This is a genomic window from Methylobacterium sp. 4-46, assembly GCF_000019365.1.
Lineage (GTDB): Bacteria > Pseudomonadota > Alphaproteobacteria > Rhizobiales > Beijerinckiaceae > Methylobacterium.
In genome coordinates, this window is sequence record NC_010511.1 from 3,278,328 (window position 1) to 3,291,454 (window position 13,127).

At 75.0% G+C, this 13,127-nt stretch carries 11 protein-coding genes; 5 read left to right on the forward strand and 6 right to left on the reverse strand.

All coding sequences use genetic code 11. The features are described 5' to 3' along the window. Positions 1-88: 88 nt before the first annotated feature. Both M446_RS14145 and M446_RS14150 read right to left on the reverse strand, forming a co-directional pair. Positions 89-1,495 (reverse strand): glycosyltransferase family 4 protein, encoded by a 1,407-nt coding sequence (locus M446_RS14145; protein ID WP_012332768.1) that lies wholly within the window; start codon positions 1,493-1,495, stop codon positions 89-91. Positions 1,496-1,637: 142 nt separating this feature from the next. Continuing rightward, complete coding sequence (locus tag M446_RS14150; protein ID WP_012332769.1) at positions 1,638-2,210, reverse strand: polysaccharide biosynthesis/export family protein; 573 nt, start codon at positions 2,208-2,210, stop codon at positions 1,638-1,640. A gap of 175 nt (positions 2,211-2,385) precedes the next feature. On the opposite strand from M446_RS14150, the gene M446_RS14155 reads away from it, so the two are divergent. After that, positions 2,386-4,665 carry a GumC family protein gene (locus M446_RS14155; RefSeq protein ID WP_012332770.1) on the forward strand — a complete coding sequence of 760 codons (2,280 nt, stop codon included), beginning with the start codon at positions 2,386-2,388 and terminating at the stop codon, positions 4,663-4,665. 216 nt (positions 4,666-4,881) lie between these two features. Then, complete coding sequence (locus M446_RS14160) at positions 4,882-5,388, forward strand: L,D-transpeptidase (protein WP_012332771.1); 507 nt, start codon at positions 4,882-4,884, stop codon at positions 5,386-5,388. Between the two features lie 329 nt (positions 5,389-5,717). Here the strand turns inward: M446_RS14160 and M446_RS14165 are convergent, their stop codons facing one another. The 3 genes from M446_RS14165 to M446_RS14175 are packed head-to-tail and all read right to left on the reverse strand — an operon-like array spanning position 5,718 to position 6,702. After that, positions 5,718-6,056, reverse strand: coding sequence for a cupin domain-containing protein (locus M446_RS14165; RefSeq protein ID WP_012332772.1), 339 nt, complete (start codon positions 6,054-6,056; stop codon positions 5,718-5,720). Positions 6,057-6,108: 52 nt separating this feature from the next. Next, positions 6,109-6,483, reverse strand: a complete 375-nt coding sequence (locus M446_RS14170) for a PH domain-containing protein (protein ID WP_012332773.1) — start codon at positions 6,481-6,483, stop codon at positions 6,109-6,111. Positions 6,484-6,495: 12 nt separating this feature from the next. Beyond that, positions 6,496-6,702 carry a DUF1674 domain-containing protein gene (locus M446_RS14175; RefSeq protein WP_012332774.1) on the reverse strand — a complete coding sequence of 69 codons (207 nt, stop codon included), beginning with the start codon at positions 6,700-6,702 and terminating at the stop codon, positions 6,496-6,498. 121 nt (positions 6,703-6,823) lie between these two features. Here M446_RS14175 and M446_RS14180 point away from each other — a divergent pair, with 121 nt between their 5' ends. The 3 genes from M446_RS14180 to purH all read left to right on the forward strand — a co-directional run bounded on the left by M446_RS14180 (position 6,824) and on the right by purH (position 11,909). Continuing rightward, positions 6,824-8,167, forward strand: coding sequence for an RsmB/NOP family class I SAM-dependent RNA methyltransferase (locus M446_RS14180; RefSeq protein WP_012332775.1), 1,344 nt, complete (start codon positions 6,824-6,826; stop codon positions 8,165-8,167). 106 nt (positions 8,168-8,273) lie between these two features. Then, positions 8,274-9,995, forward strand: coding sequence for a heparinase II/III domain-containing protein (locus M446_RS14185; RefSeq protein ID WP_012332776.1), 1,722 nt, complete (start codon positions 8,274-8,276; stop codon positions 9,993-9,995). Between the two features lie 309 nt (positions 9,996-10,304). Beyond that, positions 10,305-11,909 (forward strand): bifunctional phosphoribosylaminoimidazolecarboxamide formyltransferase/IMP cyclohydrolase, encoded by a 1,605-nt coding sequence (purH, locus tag M446_RS14190; RefSeq protein ID WP_012332777.1) that lies wholly within the window; start codon positions 10,305-10,307, stop codon positions 11,907-11,909. Here the strand turns inward: purH and M446_RS14195 are convergent. Then, entirely contained in the window at positions 11,881-13,041 is a 1,161-nt protein-coding gene (locus tag M446_RS14195) for a sensor domain-containing diguanylate cyclase (protein ID WP_012332778.1), read from the reverse strand. The two genes, purH and M446_RS14195, sit on opposite strands and share 29 nt — an antisense overlap. Between the last annotated feature and the right edge of the window lie 86 nt (positions 13,042-13,127).

Below are 13,127 nucleotides of genomic sequence, written 5' to 3' on the forward strand. Positions count from 1 at the left end.
GATGCGCCTTCCTCGGCGGCACGATCACGGGCCGGGGGCCGATCGCGCGCCCCCGCGCGCATTCTCCGGTGGGGCCGTCACGGAAGCCTTAACGCGCTCCCGCCCGGCGCGGCGCCTCGGCGGTCCCCGGGAGGTCCCGCGCGCGGACGGCGTCCGCCGCGCAGGCGGCGTCCGCCGCGCAGGCGGCATCCGCCGCGCAGGCGGCGTCCGCCGCCCGGTCGGGCGGGGCGGATTCCCCCGCCTCCCGAGCCTCGGCCGCCGGGCCGCGCGCGTCGCGGGCCGCGCGGTAGCCGGCGAGGATCCCCTCGGCCATCCGCTGCATCGAGAAGCGGGTGCGGATGAAGGCGCTGAGGCCCGCCGCCTCGTCGCGCCGCTCCGCGGCCGGCTGGTCCAGCTTGCGCAGCAGCGCCCCGGCCAGCGCCTCGACGTCCCGCGGCGGGACCAGGGCGCCCGAGGCCGGGCCGAAGATCTCCGGGATGCCGCCGACATTGGTCGCCACGAGGGGCTGGGCGGCGGCGGCGGCCTCCAGCACCACGTAGGGCAGCGACTCGGCGAAGGACGGCACGACCATGATCGTCCCGCGGGACAGGGCGGAGCGGATCGGCTGGGGCGGCTCGAAGCGGACGACGTCCTCGAGCCCGAGCGACCGGACCCGCTGGCGCAGGGCGGCCTCGTCGGGGCCGGAGCCGACGACGAGCAGCGTCAGCCGCCGCCCGAGGGCGTGGCGGATGCGCGCGAGGGCATCGAACAGCACGGGCACGCCCTTCGCGTCGCGCAACTCGCCGATGTAGACGAAGTCGCACGGCTCGGCGGCGGGCGCGATCGGGGCGAATTCCGCCGCGTCGATGCCGTTCTGCACGACCCGCACGAGGCGGTCCGTCTCGCCCACGTAGGCGGCGTAGCGGCCCGCGATGTAGGCGCTCTCGAACAGGAAGACGTCGGTGCGGCGCGTCAGCCCCCCCTCGGCCGCCATGTAGAGGCGGTGCAGGACCGTGCCGGGCTTGTAGTTGAAGCTGCCGCCGTGGGGCGTGTAGGCCCGGACCGGGTCCGGCACGCGGCGCGGGGTCACGACGAGGCGGGCGAAGAGGCCTCCCTTCGAGCCGTGGCCGTGCAGCACCGTCGGGGCGAGGCGGCCGACGACGCCGTGCAGGCGGGCGAGGGCGGCGAGGTCGAGCGGGTGCGGGTTGCGCCGCATCGGCACCCGGGTGAGGCCCAGCGCGAGCGCGGGCGCGATCTCGCCGAGCACGGCGGCGGCCCGCTCGCCGCCCGTGCTCGCGTCGCAGAACAGCCCGACCGCGTGGCCGGCCGCGATCTGCAGGCGCGCCACGTCCATCACGTGCCGGAACAGCCCGCCGACCGGGGCGCGGAACACGTGCAGGATGCGCTCGGGCGAGGCGGGCTCGCCCCGCAGCGGGGCCGCGGCCGCGGCCGGATCGGCGGAACGGAGTTGGGGGACGGCCACGAACCTCTCCCGGACGGCGGCGCGGCCGGTCATCCGCCCGGGACGGGCGAGCGGACCCCGCGCCTGCCCGTCTTGGCCGAGTCTTCGTCGCCGGGCCGTTAAGCGCCGGCGGCGGCCCGGGCGACGCCTCGGACCGTGGTTAAGGTCGCGTGTGGAGGATGGCGCCGCGCCCGCCTCAGAACCAGCGCTCCTTGATCAGGATCGTATCCCCCGGGCGGACCGGATAGGTGAGCGGCACGATGCCGGAGACCGGCCCGTCGCGGGTCTGGCGGGTCAGCACTGCGTAGTCGCGCGCCGCCCGCGGCCCGAACCCGGCCGCGATCGCCACGGCCGTCTCGACCGTCATCCCGTTCACGTAGGGGTACTGGCCCGAGGTCGTGACCTCGCCGAGGATGAAGAACGGCCGGTAGAGGTCGATCTCCACGGTCACGTGCGGCTCGCGGACGTAGCCGTCGCGCAGCCGCGCCTCGATCGCCCGCGCCGCCTGCAGCGTGGTCCCGCCCCCGACCGCGACCGGGCCGATCAGCGGCATGATGATCCGCCCCGCCCCGTCCACCATGTAGAGGTTCGACAGGTTGTCCTGCCCGAACACGATCACCCGCAGCCGGTCGCCGGCCGCGAGCGGGTACTGCGTCCCGATCGACCCGGTGGCGGTCGCGTCGAGGTACTCGGTCCGGTACTCGGGATGCATGCAGCCGCCGAGCGCCAGCGTGGCCGCGAGACCGGTCAGAAGAACGCGTCGATTCATTGCTCTCGGCCTGATGCGTCCGATGCGGCAGGTTTATGCGGGCGTGGTTAACGAAAACTCACCTGATCCCGCCGCGCCCGTGATGAGAAATTTACCGACCCGCAACCTTAATCAGTTGTGATGCGGCCAGGGCGGCCCCGGCCGGCCTCGGCTTCTCACACCGCAGACGGCCCGTATGCTCCGCGCGTCTCCCGCCATCCCGTCACCGCCGCCGGGCGCCGTGACCGATCCCCTCCCGCGCCATGCGGAGCGCGCGGCGGGCGAGGGCGTCGCGCTCGGCGACATCGGCCGGCTGCTGCGGCGGCACTGGCTGGCGATCCTGCTCCCGACCCTGGCGGCGCTGGCGGCCGCGATCGCCTTCGTTCAGCTCGTCCCGCCCCGCTACACCGGCGAGGCCAAGCTGCTGCTGGAGAGCCGCGACAGCGCCCTGACGCGGCTGCAGCAGGAGCGCGGCGACGCCGCCCAGCCGATCGACGAGCAGGCGGTGGCGAGCCAGGTCCAGGTGGTGATGTCCCGCGACCTCGCCCGCGAGGCGATCCGGCGCCTGAACCTCGTCGGCAACCGGGAGTTCGACCCGACCGTGGAGGGAATCGGCTCCCTGCAGCGGCTGCTGATCATGCTCGGGCTGGTGCCGAGCCCCCTCGACCGGGACCCCGAGGACCGGGTGCTGGAGCGCTACTTCGACCGGCTGCTGGTCTACTCGGCGGGCAAGTCGCGCATCCTGACGATCGAGTTCCGCTCCCGCGACCCGGACCTCGCCGCCCGCGGCGCCAACACGATCGCGGACCTCTACCTCGCCTCGCTCGCCGCCGCGAAGGTCGACACCGCGCGCTTCGCCTCGACCTGGCTCGGCAGCAACGTCGAGACCCTGCGCAGCCGCGTCGCCGAGGCGGAGGCCAAGGTCGAGGCGTTCCGCGCCCGCAACGGCCTGATCGGCGGCCTCGCCGGCAGCGGCGGGGCGCAGCCGATCGGCGCGCAGCAATTGACCGAGCTCTCCAGCCAGCTCACCCAGGCCCGCGCCGCCCAGGCCGACGCTGCGGCCAAGGCCAAGCTCATCAAGGACATGATTCGCGACGGGCGCGCCTTCGAGATCCCGGACGTCGCCAATAACGAGCTGATCCGCCGCCTCGTCGAGCAGCGCATCACCCTGCGCGCGCAGCTCGCGCTGGAGGGCCGCACCCTGCTGCCGCAGCACCCGCGCATGAAGGAACTGACCGCGCAGGTCACCGACCTGGAGGGGCAGATCCGCGCGGCCGCCGACCGCACGGTGCGCACCCTCGAGAACGACGCCCGCATCGCCGGCAGCCGGGTCGAGAGCCTGCAGGCCGCGGTCGACGCGCAGCGCGAGGTCGTGGCCAAGGGCAACAGCAGCGAGGTGCAGCTGCGCGCCCTCGAGCGCGAGGCGAAGGTCCAGCGCGAGCAGCTCGAATCCTACCTCGCGCGCTACCGTGAGGCCGCCGCGCGGGATGCCGAGAGCGCCGCCCCGGCCGATGCCCGGGTGGTGTCGCGGGCGATCGTGCCCGACACGCCGTCCTTCCCCAAGAAGCTGCCGATCATCGGCTTCACCACCGCCGTCGCCTTCCTGCTCGCGGCCGGCAGCGTGCTCGCGCGCAGCCTCATCGCCGACGATCCCGACGACCTGCGCGGCCGCGGCCGGCCGCGGCCGCGTCGCGCTGCGGTGCTCACCGATGTGAGCGCGCGCCCCGACGCGCCCGCGCCCGCGCCCGCGGCGGGCGGGGCGGCCGCCGCCCTCGCCGAACCGGAGGCCGGGGCCGCCGAGGAGGAGGATCTCGGGTGGGGCGCGCCGCCCGCTTCCGCGCAGGATCCCCTCCCCGCCCCCGCGATGCGGGAGGAGCCTTACGAATTCGACGCACTGGTGGCCCGGCTCGCCTCCGTGGAGAGCGCGGGGGACGGGCGGCGCGTCCTGATCCTCGGATCGGGCGGCGCGGGCGAGCCCGAGGCGCTCGCGCTCGCGCTCGGGCGGTCGCTCGCGCGCTCGGCGCGGGCGGTGCTGCTGCCACTGGACGCGGCGGCGGGCGGCGCGCCGGGCCTGACCGACATCGTGCTCGGCGAGGCGCCGTTCGGGGAGGCGATCCAGCGCGACCCGGGCTCCCGCCTCCACCGGGTCGGCCCCGGCTCGCACGCGCCGGGCGTGCTCCTCGACGAGCGCGAGGGCCTGGGCCTGACCTTCGACGCCCTCGGGCAGGCTTACGACTGGATCCTCTGCGTGCTGCGCGACGACGGCCGCGACCCGGGGACGCGCGCCCTGGCCTCGGCGACCTGCCTCTGGATGGACGCGGTCGTCATCGCCTCGAACGCGCCGGCGGACGATGCCGACCTCGTCGCCCTCTACGCGCTCGCCGAGGGCGCCGGCGTGCCGGAGGTGATCGTGGCGCAGGACCGGCCGCCGCCCCCGGTCGCGGTGCCGGCCTACCCGCTGCGGCGCTCCGCCTGAGGCGCCGGGCCCCGCGCCCCGGCCCGCGGCGTCCCGGCACGGTCACGGAACGCTGACCGAGACGCCGCGGAGTCGCGCTCCCGGCGCCACCGGCCGTTAAGGCTCCGCGCCGTTCCTCCCCGTTCACCCCGGGGCAAGCATCTTCGCCAACCGGAACGACAGAATTCCTCGCGGATTATCGTCCCGCTTCAATGGTCACGCTCGAGGACCACAGGGATGATCAAGCAGAGTGGATGGGCCGCTACCATTGCGGTGGCGGCCACGGTGGCGTGCGGCCCGGCGACGGCGCGCGAGATCGTCGCCTTCGAGGCGGACGTGTCGCCGGGCAGCATCGTCGTGCGGACGAGCGAGCGCCGGCTCTACTTCGTCAACGGCGACGGCACGGCGATCCGCTACCCGATCGCGGTCGGCAAGTCCGGCAAGCAATGGACCGGCCTCGCCCATGTCGAGGGCAAGTACGTGCAGCCGGCCTGGTCGCCGCCCTGGGAGGTCAAGCGCGACAATCCCCGCCTGCCGAACGTGATCGCGGGCGGCTCCCCGCGCAACCCGATGGGAGCGGCCGCGCTCACCCTCGACCGCGGCGAGTACGCGATCCACGGCACGAACCGGCCGAGCTCGATCGGGACCTTCGCGTCCTACGGCTGCATCCGGATGTACAATCAGGACGTCGTGGACCTGTTCGGCCGCGTCGCCGTCGGCACGCCGGTCATCGTGACCCGCTGAGAGGGTGAGGATCGTTCCGTCCGCGCCCCCCGTCGGCGTCCCGGCCAGCGGGTCGAGCCATCCGTCCCCGGCCGCCGAGGCTATCGCGGCAACGGCCCAGGATGCGGACGCACCGGGCCGTTGACCGTCTCGAATTTCCGACACCAAGCAAGGGCTTGGCGAGAAGAATGGTTTGGCGCGAATTCGAGAACCGAACCGGCGGCCACGAGACATGGCCGCGGGTGTCATACCAAATCCGCTTGATCCCTTCGGGAGGGCGGATTTGGGCTTCGCTCAAGCGCCGCGCGGGCGTGTGATCCGGGATCCGCTTTGATCAAGCGGATCCCGGATCAGGCGTCCGGCCCGGCGCCTCGCGCGGGCGGCGCGGTCGCCTCGACCGCCGTGAAGGTCTCCAGGACGCGGTAGGTGTGCTCGGCCCCGGCGGGGACGAGCCAGGAATCGCCCGGCTCCAGCCGGATGGTCCGGCCGGATATCTCCAGCTCCGCGCGGCCCGCGACGACGTAGCCCACGGTCTCGTAGTCCCGGGCCACGACGGGCTTCTTGTCGGTCGGCGGCTCCTTGTCCCAGAGCCGCATCGCGACGCGCTGGCCCGCGGCGAGGACGCGCTCGCCCTGCGGCCCGCGCGGGGCGGTCTCTCCCGAGATCTTCGTGATCGTCGTGCCGGCCATCGGCGCCTCCTCGCTCTCCCGATCCCAACGGAAGCGCGAGGCGCCCGTTCCCTCAGCGCAGGGAGGCCGCGATGGCGCGCTGGATGCCGCGGATGTCGGCGCCGCGCCGCAGCGTGCGCGAGATCGGGTCCGGGCGCCCCGAGACCCAGACCTTCAGCTCGGAATCGAGGTCGAAGCTGCCGGCATTCTCGACCGAGAACGAGGTGATCGCCCGGTAGGGCACGGTCAGGTAGGAGATCTTGCGGCCCGTGACGCCCTGCCGGTCGACGAGGATCAGGCGCCGGTCGGTGAAGACTATCAGGTCGCGCAGGACCCGGAAGGCGACCTCGACCGTCTCGCCCGGCACGAGCATGCCGTCGAGTTCCCGCGCCACGTCCGCGGGCGCCGCGTCGCTGCCGTGACCGAGCAGGCCGTCGAGGAGGCCCATGGCGCATCTCCCTCAGAAATCCGTGGCGAGGCCCTTCACCTCCCAGTCGTCGTAGCGCACCGGCTCCAGGCCGCCGCGCCCGTCGATCTCGCGCGCCCGGCGGATCTCGGCGGCGCGGGCGTCGATGGCGGCGCGGCGGGCCTGCGCCTCCGCGAGGGCGCGCTGCGCCGCGGGGCTGAGGGTCTTGCGCGGCGCCTCGGCCAGCCTCTCGTCGTCCATCATCGTGCTCCCGCTTGCATCCGGGCCGGCGCGGTGCCACGCCCGGCGCCTCGCGCGTCGGATCCTTCCCCGCAGGTGGAGGGGAGCCGGCGCGCCGTCAAGGCGGAGCGGCGACGGGCGCATGGATGACGGGCAGGACGAACGAACGGCCGGGCTCGCCGCGCGGCGCCTCGCCTATGCGAGCGTGGCGGACCTCCTGGGAGCCCGCTCCGGCACCGCGCTCGACGACGTGCTCGACCCGGCCGCTTCGCGCGCCGCCCTCCCGGGGCCGGACCTCGCGCTGGCCCGCGCCATCGCCACGGCGACCTTCCGGCATCTCGGGCTGATCCGCCACGCCCTCGCGGCCCGGCTCGCCGAGGGGCTGCCCGAGGGCCAGCCGAAGCTCCTGGCGCTGCTGGCGACCGGCGCGGCGCAGATCCTCGTCCTCAACGTGCAGGACCACGCGGCCGTGGATCTCGCGGTGCGGCTCGCCAAGGCCGATTCCGGGCTGCGCCACCTGTCCGGGCTGGTGAACGCGGTGCTGCGGCGCATCTCCCGGGAGAAGGCGGCGATCCTCCGGGAGGGGGAGGCCGACCCGCTCGGGATCGAGACCCCCGGCTGGCTCGCCCGGCGCTGGAGCGCCGCCTACGGCGCCGAGACGGCGCGCTCCATCGCGGCGGCGCATCTGCGCGGGGCGCCGCTCGACCTCTCGGTGCGCGGCGACCCGGCGCCCTGGGCGGAGCGCCTCGGCGCGCGCCTCCTCCCGACCGGGAGCCTGCGCCTCGACGAGTCCCGCACCCCCGTGCCGCTCCTGCCGGGCTTCGCCGAGGGGGAATGGTGGGTCCAGGACGCCGCCGCCGCCCTGCCGGCCCGCCTGCTCGCGGTGCGGCCTGGCGAGCGGGTCGCGGATCTCTGCGCCGCGCCGGGGGGCAAGACCGCCCAGCTCGCCGCGGCGGGGGCGAGCGTCCTGGCGGTCGACCGCTCGGAGGCGCGGCTGCGGCGCCTGCGCGAGAACCTCGCCCGCCTCGGCCTCACCGCCGAGGCGCGGGCCGCGGACGCGCTCGCCCTGCCCGAGGACGAGCGCTTCGACGCCATCCTCCTCGACGCGCCCTGCAGCGCCACCGGCACGATCCGGCGCCACCCCGACGTCGCCTGGACGAAGCGGGAGGCGGATCTCGGGCGGCTCACCGCCCTGCAGGCGCGGCTCCTCGACAAGGCGGCGCGGCTGCTGCGGCCGGGCGGGCGGCTCGTCTACTGCACCTGCTCCCTCGAACCCGAGGAGGGCGAGGGGCAGGCCGAGGCGTTCCTCGCCCGTCACCCGGATTTCGCGCGGCGGCCGGTCGACCCGGCGGAGATCGGCGGCGAGGCGGCGCTCCTCGGCCCCGCGGGCGACCTGCGCACCCTCCCCTGCGCCTGGTTGCCGGCCGAGGGCGGACGGGGCGGGCTCGACGGATTCTTCGCCGTGCGCCTCGGCAAGGCGGCCTGAGGCGGGCGATCCTGTTCACAAGCGCGCCCGCGCCGTTTGACGCCGCGATCATCCTTCACCATTGGTTGTCATCATCCCCGCGGGCGCGGGGACCTCGGGGGGTGGCGTGCACTGGGGGCCTGACCGCTGGCGCTTCTACCGGCTCGTCGGGCGCGAGATCGGCCGCGCCGCCCGCTCCGCCATCCTCCACCTCTCCTCGGCGCCCTCGGCCTTCGCGCGGCTGCGGCCGACCGGCCTCGTCATCGCGCCCCAGGACCTGCGCACCAGCGACGCCACCCTGGCGGGCGACATCTACGCGGGCCTGTTCGTGTTCGCCGGCCGGGCCCTCGCCACGGGCGGGCGCTCGCCCTTCGACTTCACCCCGCCCTCGCCCGAATGGGGGGAGGCGCTCTACGGGTTCGGCTGGCTGCGGCACCTGAGCGCCGCCGACAGCGCGCTCGCCCGCTCCAACGCCCGCGCCTTCGTGCAGGACTACCTCGCCGGGCGCGGCGACCGCGACATCGCGGACCGGCCCGCCGTCGCGGCCCGCCGGCTGATCTCGCTGCTCAGCCAGTCGCCCCTCGTCCTCGAAGGGGCGGACCACGCCTTCTACCAAGCCTTCCTGAAGGGGATCGGGCGCTGCGTGCGCCGCCTCGACACGGCCCTGAGGCACGGCATCCCGCCGCGCCAGCGCCTCGCCGCCGCGGTCGCGCTGACCTATGCGGGCCTGTGCTGCGACGGGTTCGAGCCGGTGCTGCGCCGGGGCGTGCGCCTCCTCTCCCGGGAGCTCACCCGGCAGATCCTGGCGGATGGCGGCCATCGCAGCCGCGACCCGGCGGCCGTGCAGGAACTCCTGCTCGACCTGCTGCCCCTGCGCCAGAGCTTCCTCAGCCGCGACATCGCCCCGCCCGATCCGCTGCTCGTCGCGATCGACCGGATGCTGCCCTTCCTGCGGCTGCTGCGCCACGGGGACGCCTCCCTCGGCCACCACAACGGCATGGGGGCGACGGAGGCCGACCAGCTCGCGACCCTGCTGATCTACGACGGGGCGCTGGCCCGCCCGCTGATGCACGCGCCCCACACCGGCTACGCGCGGCTGGAGGCGGGCCGCACGCTCCTCGTCGCGGATATCGGCCCCGCGCCGCCGCTGGTCTACTCGACCGTGGCCGGGGCGGGCTGCCTGTCCTTCGAACTGTCGAGCGGCGCCCAGCGCCTCGTGGTCAATTGCGGCATGCCGGCGAGCGGCGACGAGATGCGCCAGCTCGCCCGCACCACGGCGGCGCACTCGACCGCGGTGCTCGGAACCGCCTCGTCCTGCCGCTTCCTCAACCCGCCCGGGCCCGGCTTCGCGCACCCGATCGCCGCCTGGCTGCGCCACCGGATCGGGCCGGTGATCCTGCGCGGGCCGCTCCGGGTCCCGGTCGAGCGCGGCAGCGCGCCGGACGGCACGGCGGTGCTCGCGGCGAGCCACGACGGCTACCTCGCGGGATTCGGGCTGATCCATGAGCGGCGCTGGCGCCTCGCGCCGGCGGGCGACCTCCTGGAGGGCGAGGACGCCTTCCGGCGGCCGGAGCGGGAGGGGCGCGCCCGCGGCGCCGGCCGCCCGGTCGAGGCGGCGATCCGCTTCCACCTGCATCCCTCCCTGCGGGTGAGCCGGGAGGGCCGGGCGGTGCGCCTGCAGGGCGCGGGCGGCGAGGCGTGGCTGTTCGAGACCGAGGCGACCGATCCGGTGATCGAGGAGAGCGTCTTCTTCGCGGCCTCGAACGGCGCCCGGCGGACCGAGCAGATCGTGCTGCACCTCAAGGTCGCGGACGGCACCCGGCTGGCGTGGCGCTTCCGGCGCGCGTGATCCGCTGTCCGGACGATCACGTCCGGACAGCGGATCACGGGCCCGCGCGGCGCCTGAGCGACGCCGACATCCGCATGGCCGAAATGGGAGATGGCGACGCAATCCGTCGGATGTCGTATGACACTCTGACCCGCGGGGTCCGCCCACCCGGCACCGGTTGCGCCGCGGGGCCGCGGATCCCGCGGCGCATGGGGGCCCAGCGCCGCCTCGTCTGGTCTCCCGGGGCCGTTTCTGCTACCGCGCCCGGACTTTGCAGCCGAAGGCAGGCGCCCGCGCCGGTGCGCCGCCCCGTTATCCGGACGTCGACCCATGGCGAGCGACCTCACCCCCGTCACCCGCGCGCTGCTCTCGGTCTCCGACAAGAGCGGGCTCGTGGACTTCGCGCGCGCCCTCGCCGCCCGGGGAGTCGCCCTCGTCTCGACCGGGGGCACGCACCGGACGCTCACCGAGGCGGGGCTCGCCGTCACCGAGGTGTCCGACCTCACCGGCTACCCCGAGATGATGGACGGGCGGGTCAAGACCCTGCATCCGGGCGTGCACGGCGGGCTGCTGGCCGTGCGCGACAATCCCGAGCACCAGGCCGCCATGCTGGCCCACGGCATCCCGGCGATCGACCTCCTGGTCGTCAACCTCTACCCGTTCGAGGCGACGCTCGCGGCCGGGCGCCCCCCGGCCGAGTGCATCGAGAACATCGACATCGGCGGCCCGGCGATGATCCGGGCGGCGGCCAAGAACCACGACGACGTCGCGGTGGTGGTCGACGTCGCCGATTACGCGGCGATCCTGGCGGATCTCGACGCGCATGCGGGCTCGGTCACACGGGCGACCCGCCGCCGCCTCGCCCAGAAGGCCTTCGCCCGCACCGCCTCCTACGACGCCGCCATCGCGACCTGGCTCGAGGGCGAGTACGCCGCCGATCTGCCCGGGGCGCCGGCCTTCCGGGCCCTCGGCGGCACCCTCGCGCAGGGCCTGCGCTACGGCGAGAACCCGCACCAGAAGGCCGCGTTCTACCGCACGGCCGGCGCCGCGCGCCCGGGCGTGGCGACGGCCCGCCAGCTCCAGGGCAAGGAACTCTCCTACAACAACCTCAACGACACGGACGCCGCCTTCGAGTGCGTCAGCGAGTTCGACCCCGCCCGCACGGCCGCGGTGGTCATCGTCAAGCACGCCAATCCCTGCGGCGTCGCGGAGGGCGGCACATTGCTCGCGGCCTACGAGCGGGCGCTCGCCTGCGACCCGGTCTCGGCCTTCGGGGGCATCGTCGCGCTCAACCGCACGCTCGACGCCGAGGCCGCGCGGCGCATCGTCGAGATCTTCACCGAGGTGATCATCGCCCCGGACGCGACGGGCGAGGCGGTGCGGATCGTCGCCGCCAAGAAGAACCTGCGCCTCCTCGTCACCGGGGGCGTCGGCGATCCGCGCCAGCCGGGCCAGGTCTGGCGCAGCGTGGCGGGCGGCATCCTGGTCCAGGACCGCGACGCGGCCGTCGTCGACGACATGGACCTGCGCGTGGTGACCAAGCGGGCGCCGAGCGAGCGCGAGCGCGCCGACCTGCGCTTCGCCTTCCGGGTCGCCAAGCACGTGAAGTCGAACGCGATCGTCTACGCCCGCGACGGGGCCACGGTCGGCATCGGCGCCGGGCAGATGTCGCGGGTCGATTCCTCCCGCATCGCCGCCTGGAAGGCGGCCGAGGCTGCCAAGGCCGCCGGGGCGCCGGAGGGCCTCGCGCGCGGCGCCGTGGTCGCCTCGGACGCGTTCTTCCCCTTCGCGGACGGGCTGCTCGCCGCCGCCGAGGCCGGGGCCACGGCGGTGATCCAGCCGGGCGGCTCGATGCGCGACGACGAGGTGATCCGCGCCGCCGACGAGGCCGGTCTCGCCATGGTCTTCACGGGAACCCGCCACTTCCGGCACTGACCGCGGGGGCGGCGGGCGACGCCGCGCGGACGCGGTTGCGGCCGTCGCTCTTCGCCGCGTAGAGGGCCGCGTCCGCCCGCTGGAGCGCGGGTTCGATCCCGTGCTCGTCCTCGCGCAGGATCGCGACCCCGATGCTGACCGTGACCCGGATCGGGTCCTGGCCGACCCGGAAGGGGTGGGCCTCGGTGGCGGCCCTGACCCGCTCGGCGAGAGCCTCGGCCATGGCGGGATCCGCACCGTGCAGCACGACCAGGAACTCCTCCCCGCCCCACCGGGCGGCGATGTCCCGCGCGCGCAGGCTGCCGCGCAGGCGCCGGGCGAATTCCACCAGCACGGCGTCGCCGCCCTCGTGGCCATGCCCGTCGTTGATGGCCTTGAAGTGGTCGATGTCGGCGAGGAGGATGGCGGCCGGTCGGGCCCGGCCGTGGGCGAGCTGCGACAGGCCGCGGCGGTTGGCGAGGCCGGTCAGCGGGTCGGTGCCGGCGAGATGGGCGAGGCGCAGGCTCGCCCGCTCGCCCGCCATCGCCAGGAAGCCGAGATAGACCAGCGCGCTGCAGGATTGATCGATCACCAGCGAGAGGTCGGCGCCGCGATTCGCGGCCATGGCCGCCGGCTCGACGGCGAGCAGCGCCATCGAGGCGAGGAAGATCACCAGATAGGTCCCGAAGCCGGCCGCCACGACGGCGGAGGACCACAGGCGGGCGATCGCGCCGTCGCGCAGCAATTCGGCCAGGGTGACGGCGATCTGGACCGCGAGGGCCGCGAAGGCGGCGACCATCGCGGCCCTCTGGCCGAGGCCCAGGGCCGCCCCGTAGGCGAGAGCCGGCAGCAGCGCGAGACCGACGAGCCGGCGCCGGTCGAGGGGCCGTTCGTTGAACAGCCGAAGGCCGCTCCAGCACAGGGCGTTGCTGGCTCCGAACAGGAGATAGGCGGCCAGGTCCGGCTGGGACGTCGCTCCGCCGCCCGTGCCGGCATGGTAGACGAGCCCCGCCGACGATATCCCGATGCTCAGGCACCAGTGCAGCAGGAAGGGCTCGGACCGCTGCCGCCGCCACCAGATTCCCATGACCACGATGTAGGCAAGGCGGGCGCTGATGCTCGCGAACAGCAGCGTGGTGGAATCGAGGGCCATGGCTCAGTCACGCACAGCTCGGCACCCGTCGCGCATCGTCGCCGCGGTGCCCTCGCGGGCCGGATCCCGCCGGCCGGGCCGCTCCG

Bases quoted from the DNA above. Each gene is read 5' to 3' on its own strand.
- M446_RS14145 (WP_012332768.1), bottom strand. From the start codon at position 1,495: ATGACCGGCCGCGCCGCCGTCCGGGAGAGGTTCGTGGCCGTCCCCCAA.
- M446_RS14150 (WP_012332769.1), bottom strand. From the start codon at position 2,210: ATGAATCGACGCGTTCTTCTGACCGGTCTCGCGGCCACGCTGGCGCTC.
- M446_RS14155 (WP_012332770.1), top strand. From the start codon at position 2,386: ATGCTCCGCGCGTCTCCCGCCATCCCGTCACCGCCGCCGGGCGCCGTG.
- M446_RS14160 (WP_012332771.1), top strand. From the start codon at position 4,882: ATGATCAAGCAGAGTGGATGGGCCGCTACCATTGCGGTGGCGGCCACG.
- M446_RS14165 (WP_012332772.1), bottom strand. From the start codon at position 6,056: ATGGCCGGCACGACGATCACGAAGATCTCGGGAGAGACCGCCCCGCGC.
- M446_RS14170 (WP_012332773.1), bottom strand. From the start codon at position 6,483: ATGGGCCTCCTCGACGGCCTGCTCGGTCACGGCAGCGACGCGGCGCCC.
- M446_RS14175 (WP_012332774.1), bottom strand. From the start codon at position 6,702: ATGGACGACGAGAGGCTGGCCGAGGCGCCGCGCAAGACCCTCAGCCCC.
- M446_RS14180 (WP_012332775.1), top strand. From the start codon at position 6,824: ATGGATGACGGGCAGGACGAACGAACGGCCGGGCTCGCCGCGCGGCGC.
- purH (WP_012332777.1), top strand. From the start codon at position 10,305: ATGGCGAGCGACCTCACCCCCGTCACCCGCGCGCTGCTCTCGGTCTCC.
- M446_RS14195 (WP_012332778.1), bottom strand. From the start codon at position 13,041: ATGGCCCTCGATTCCACCACGCTGCTGTTCGCGAGCATCAGCGCCCGC.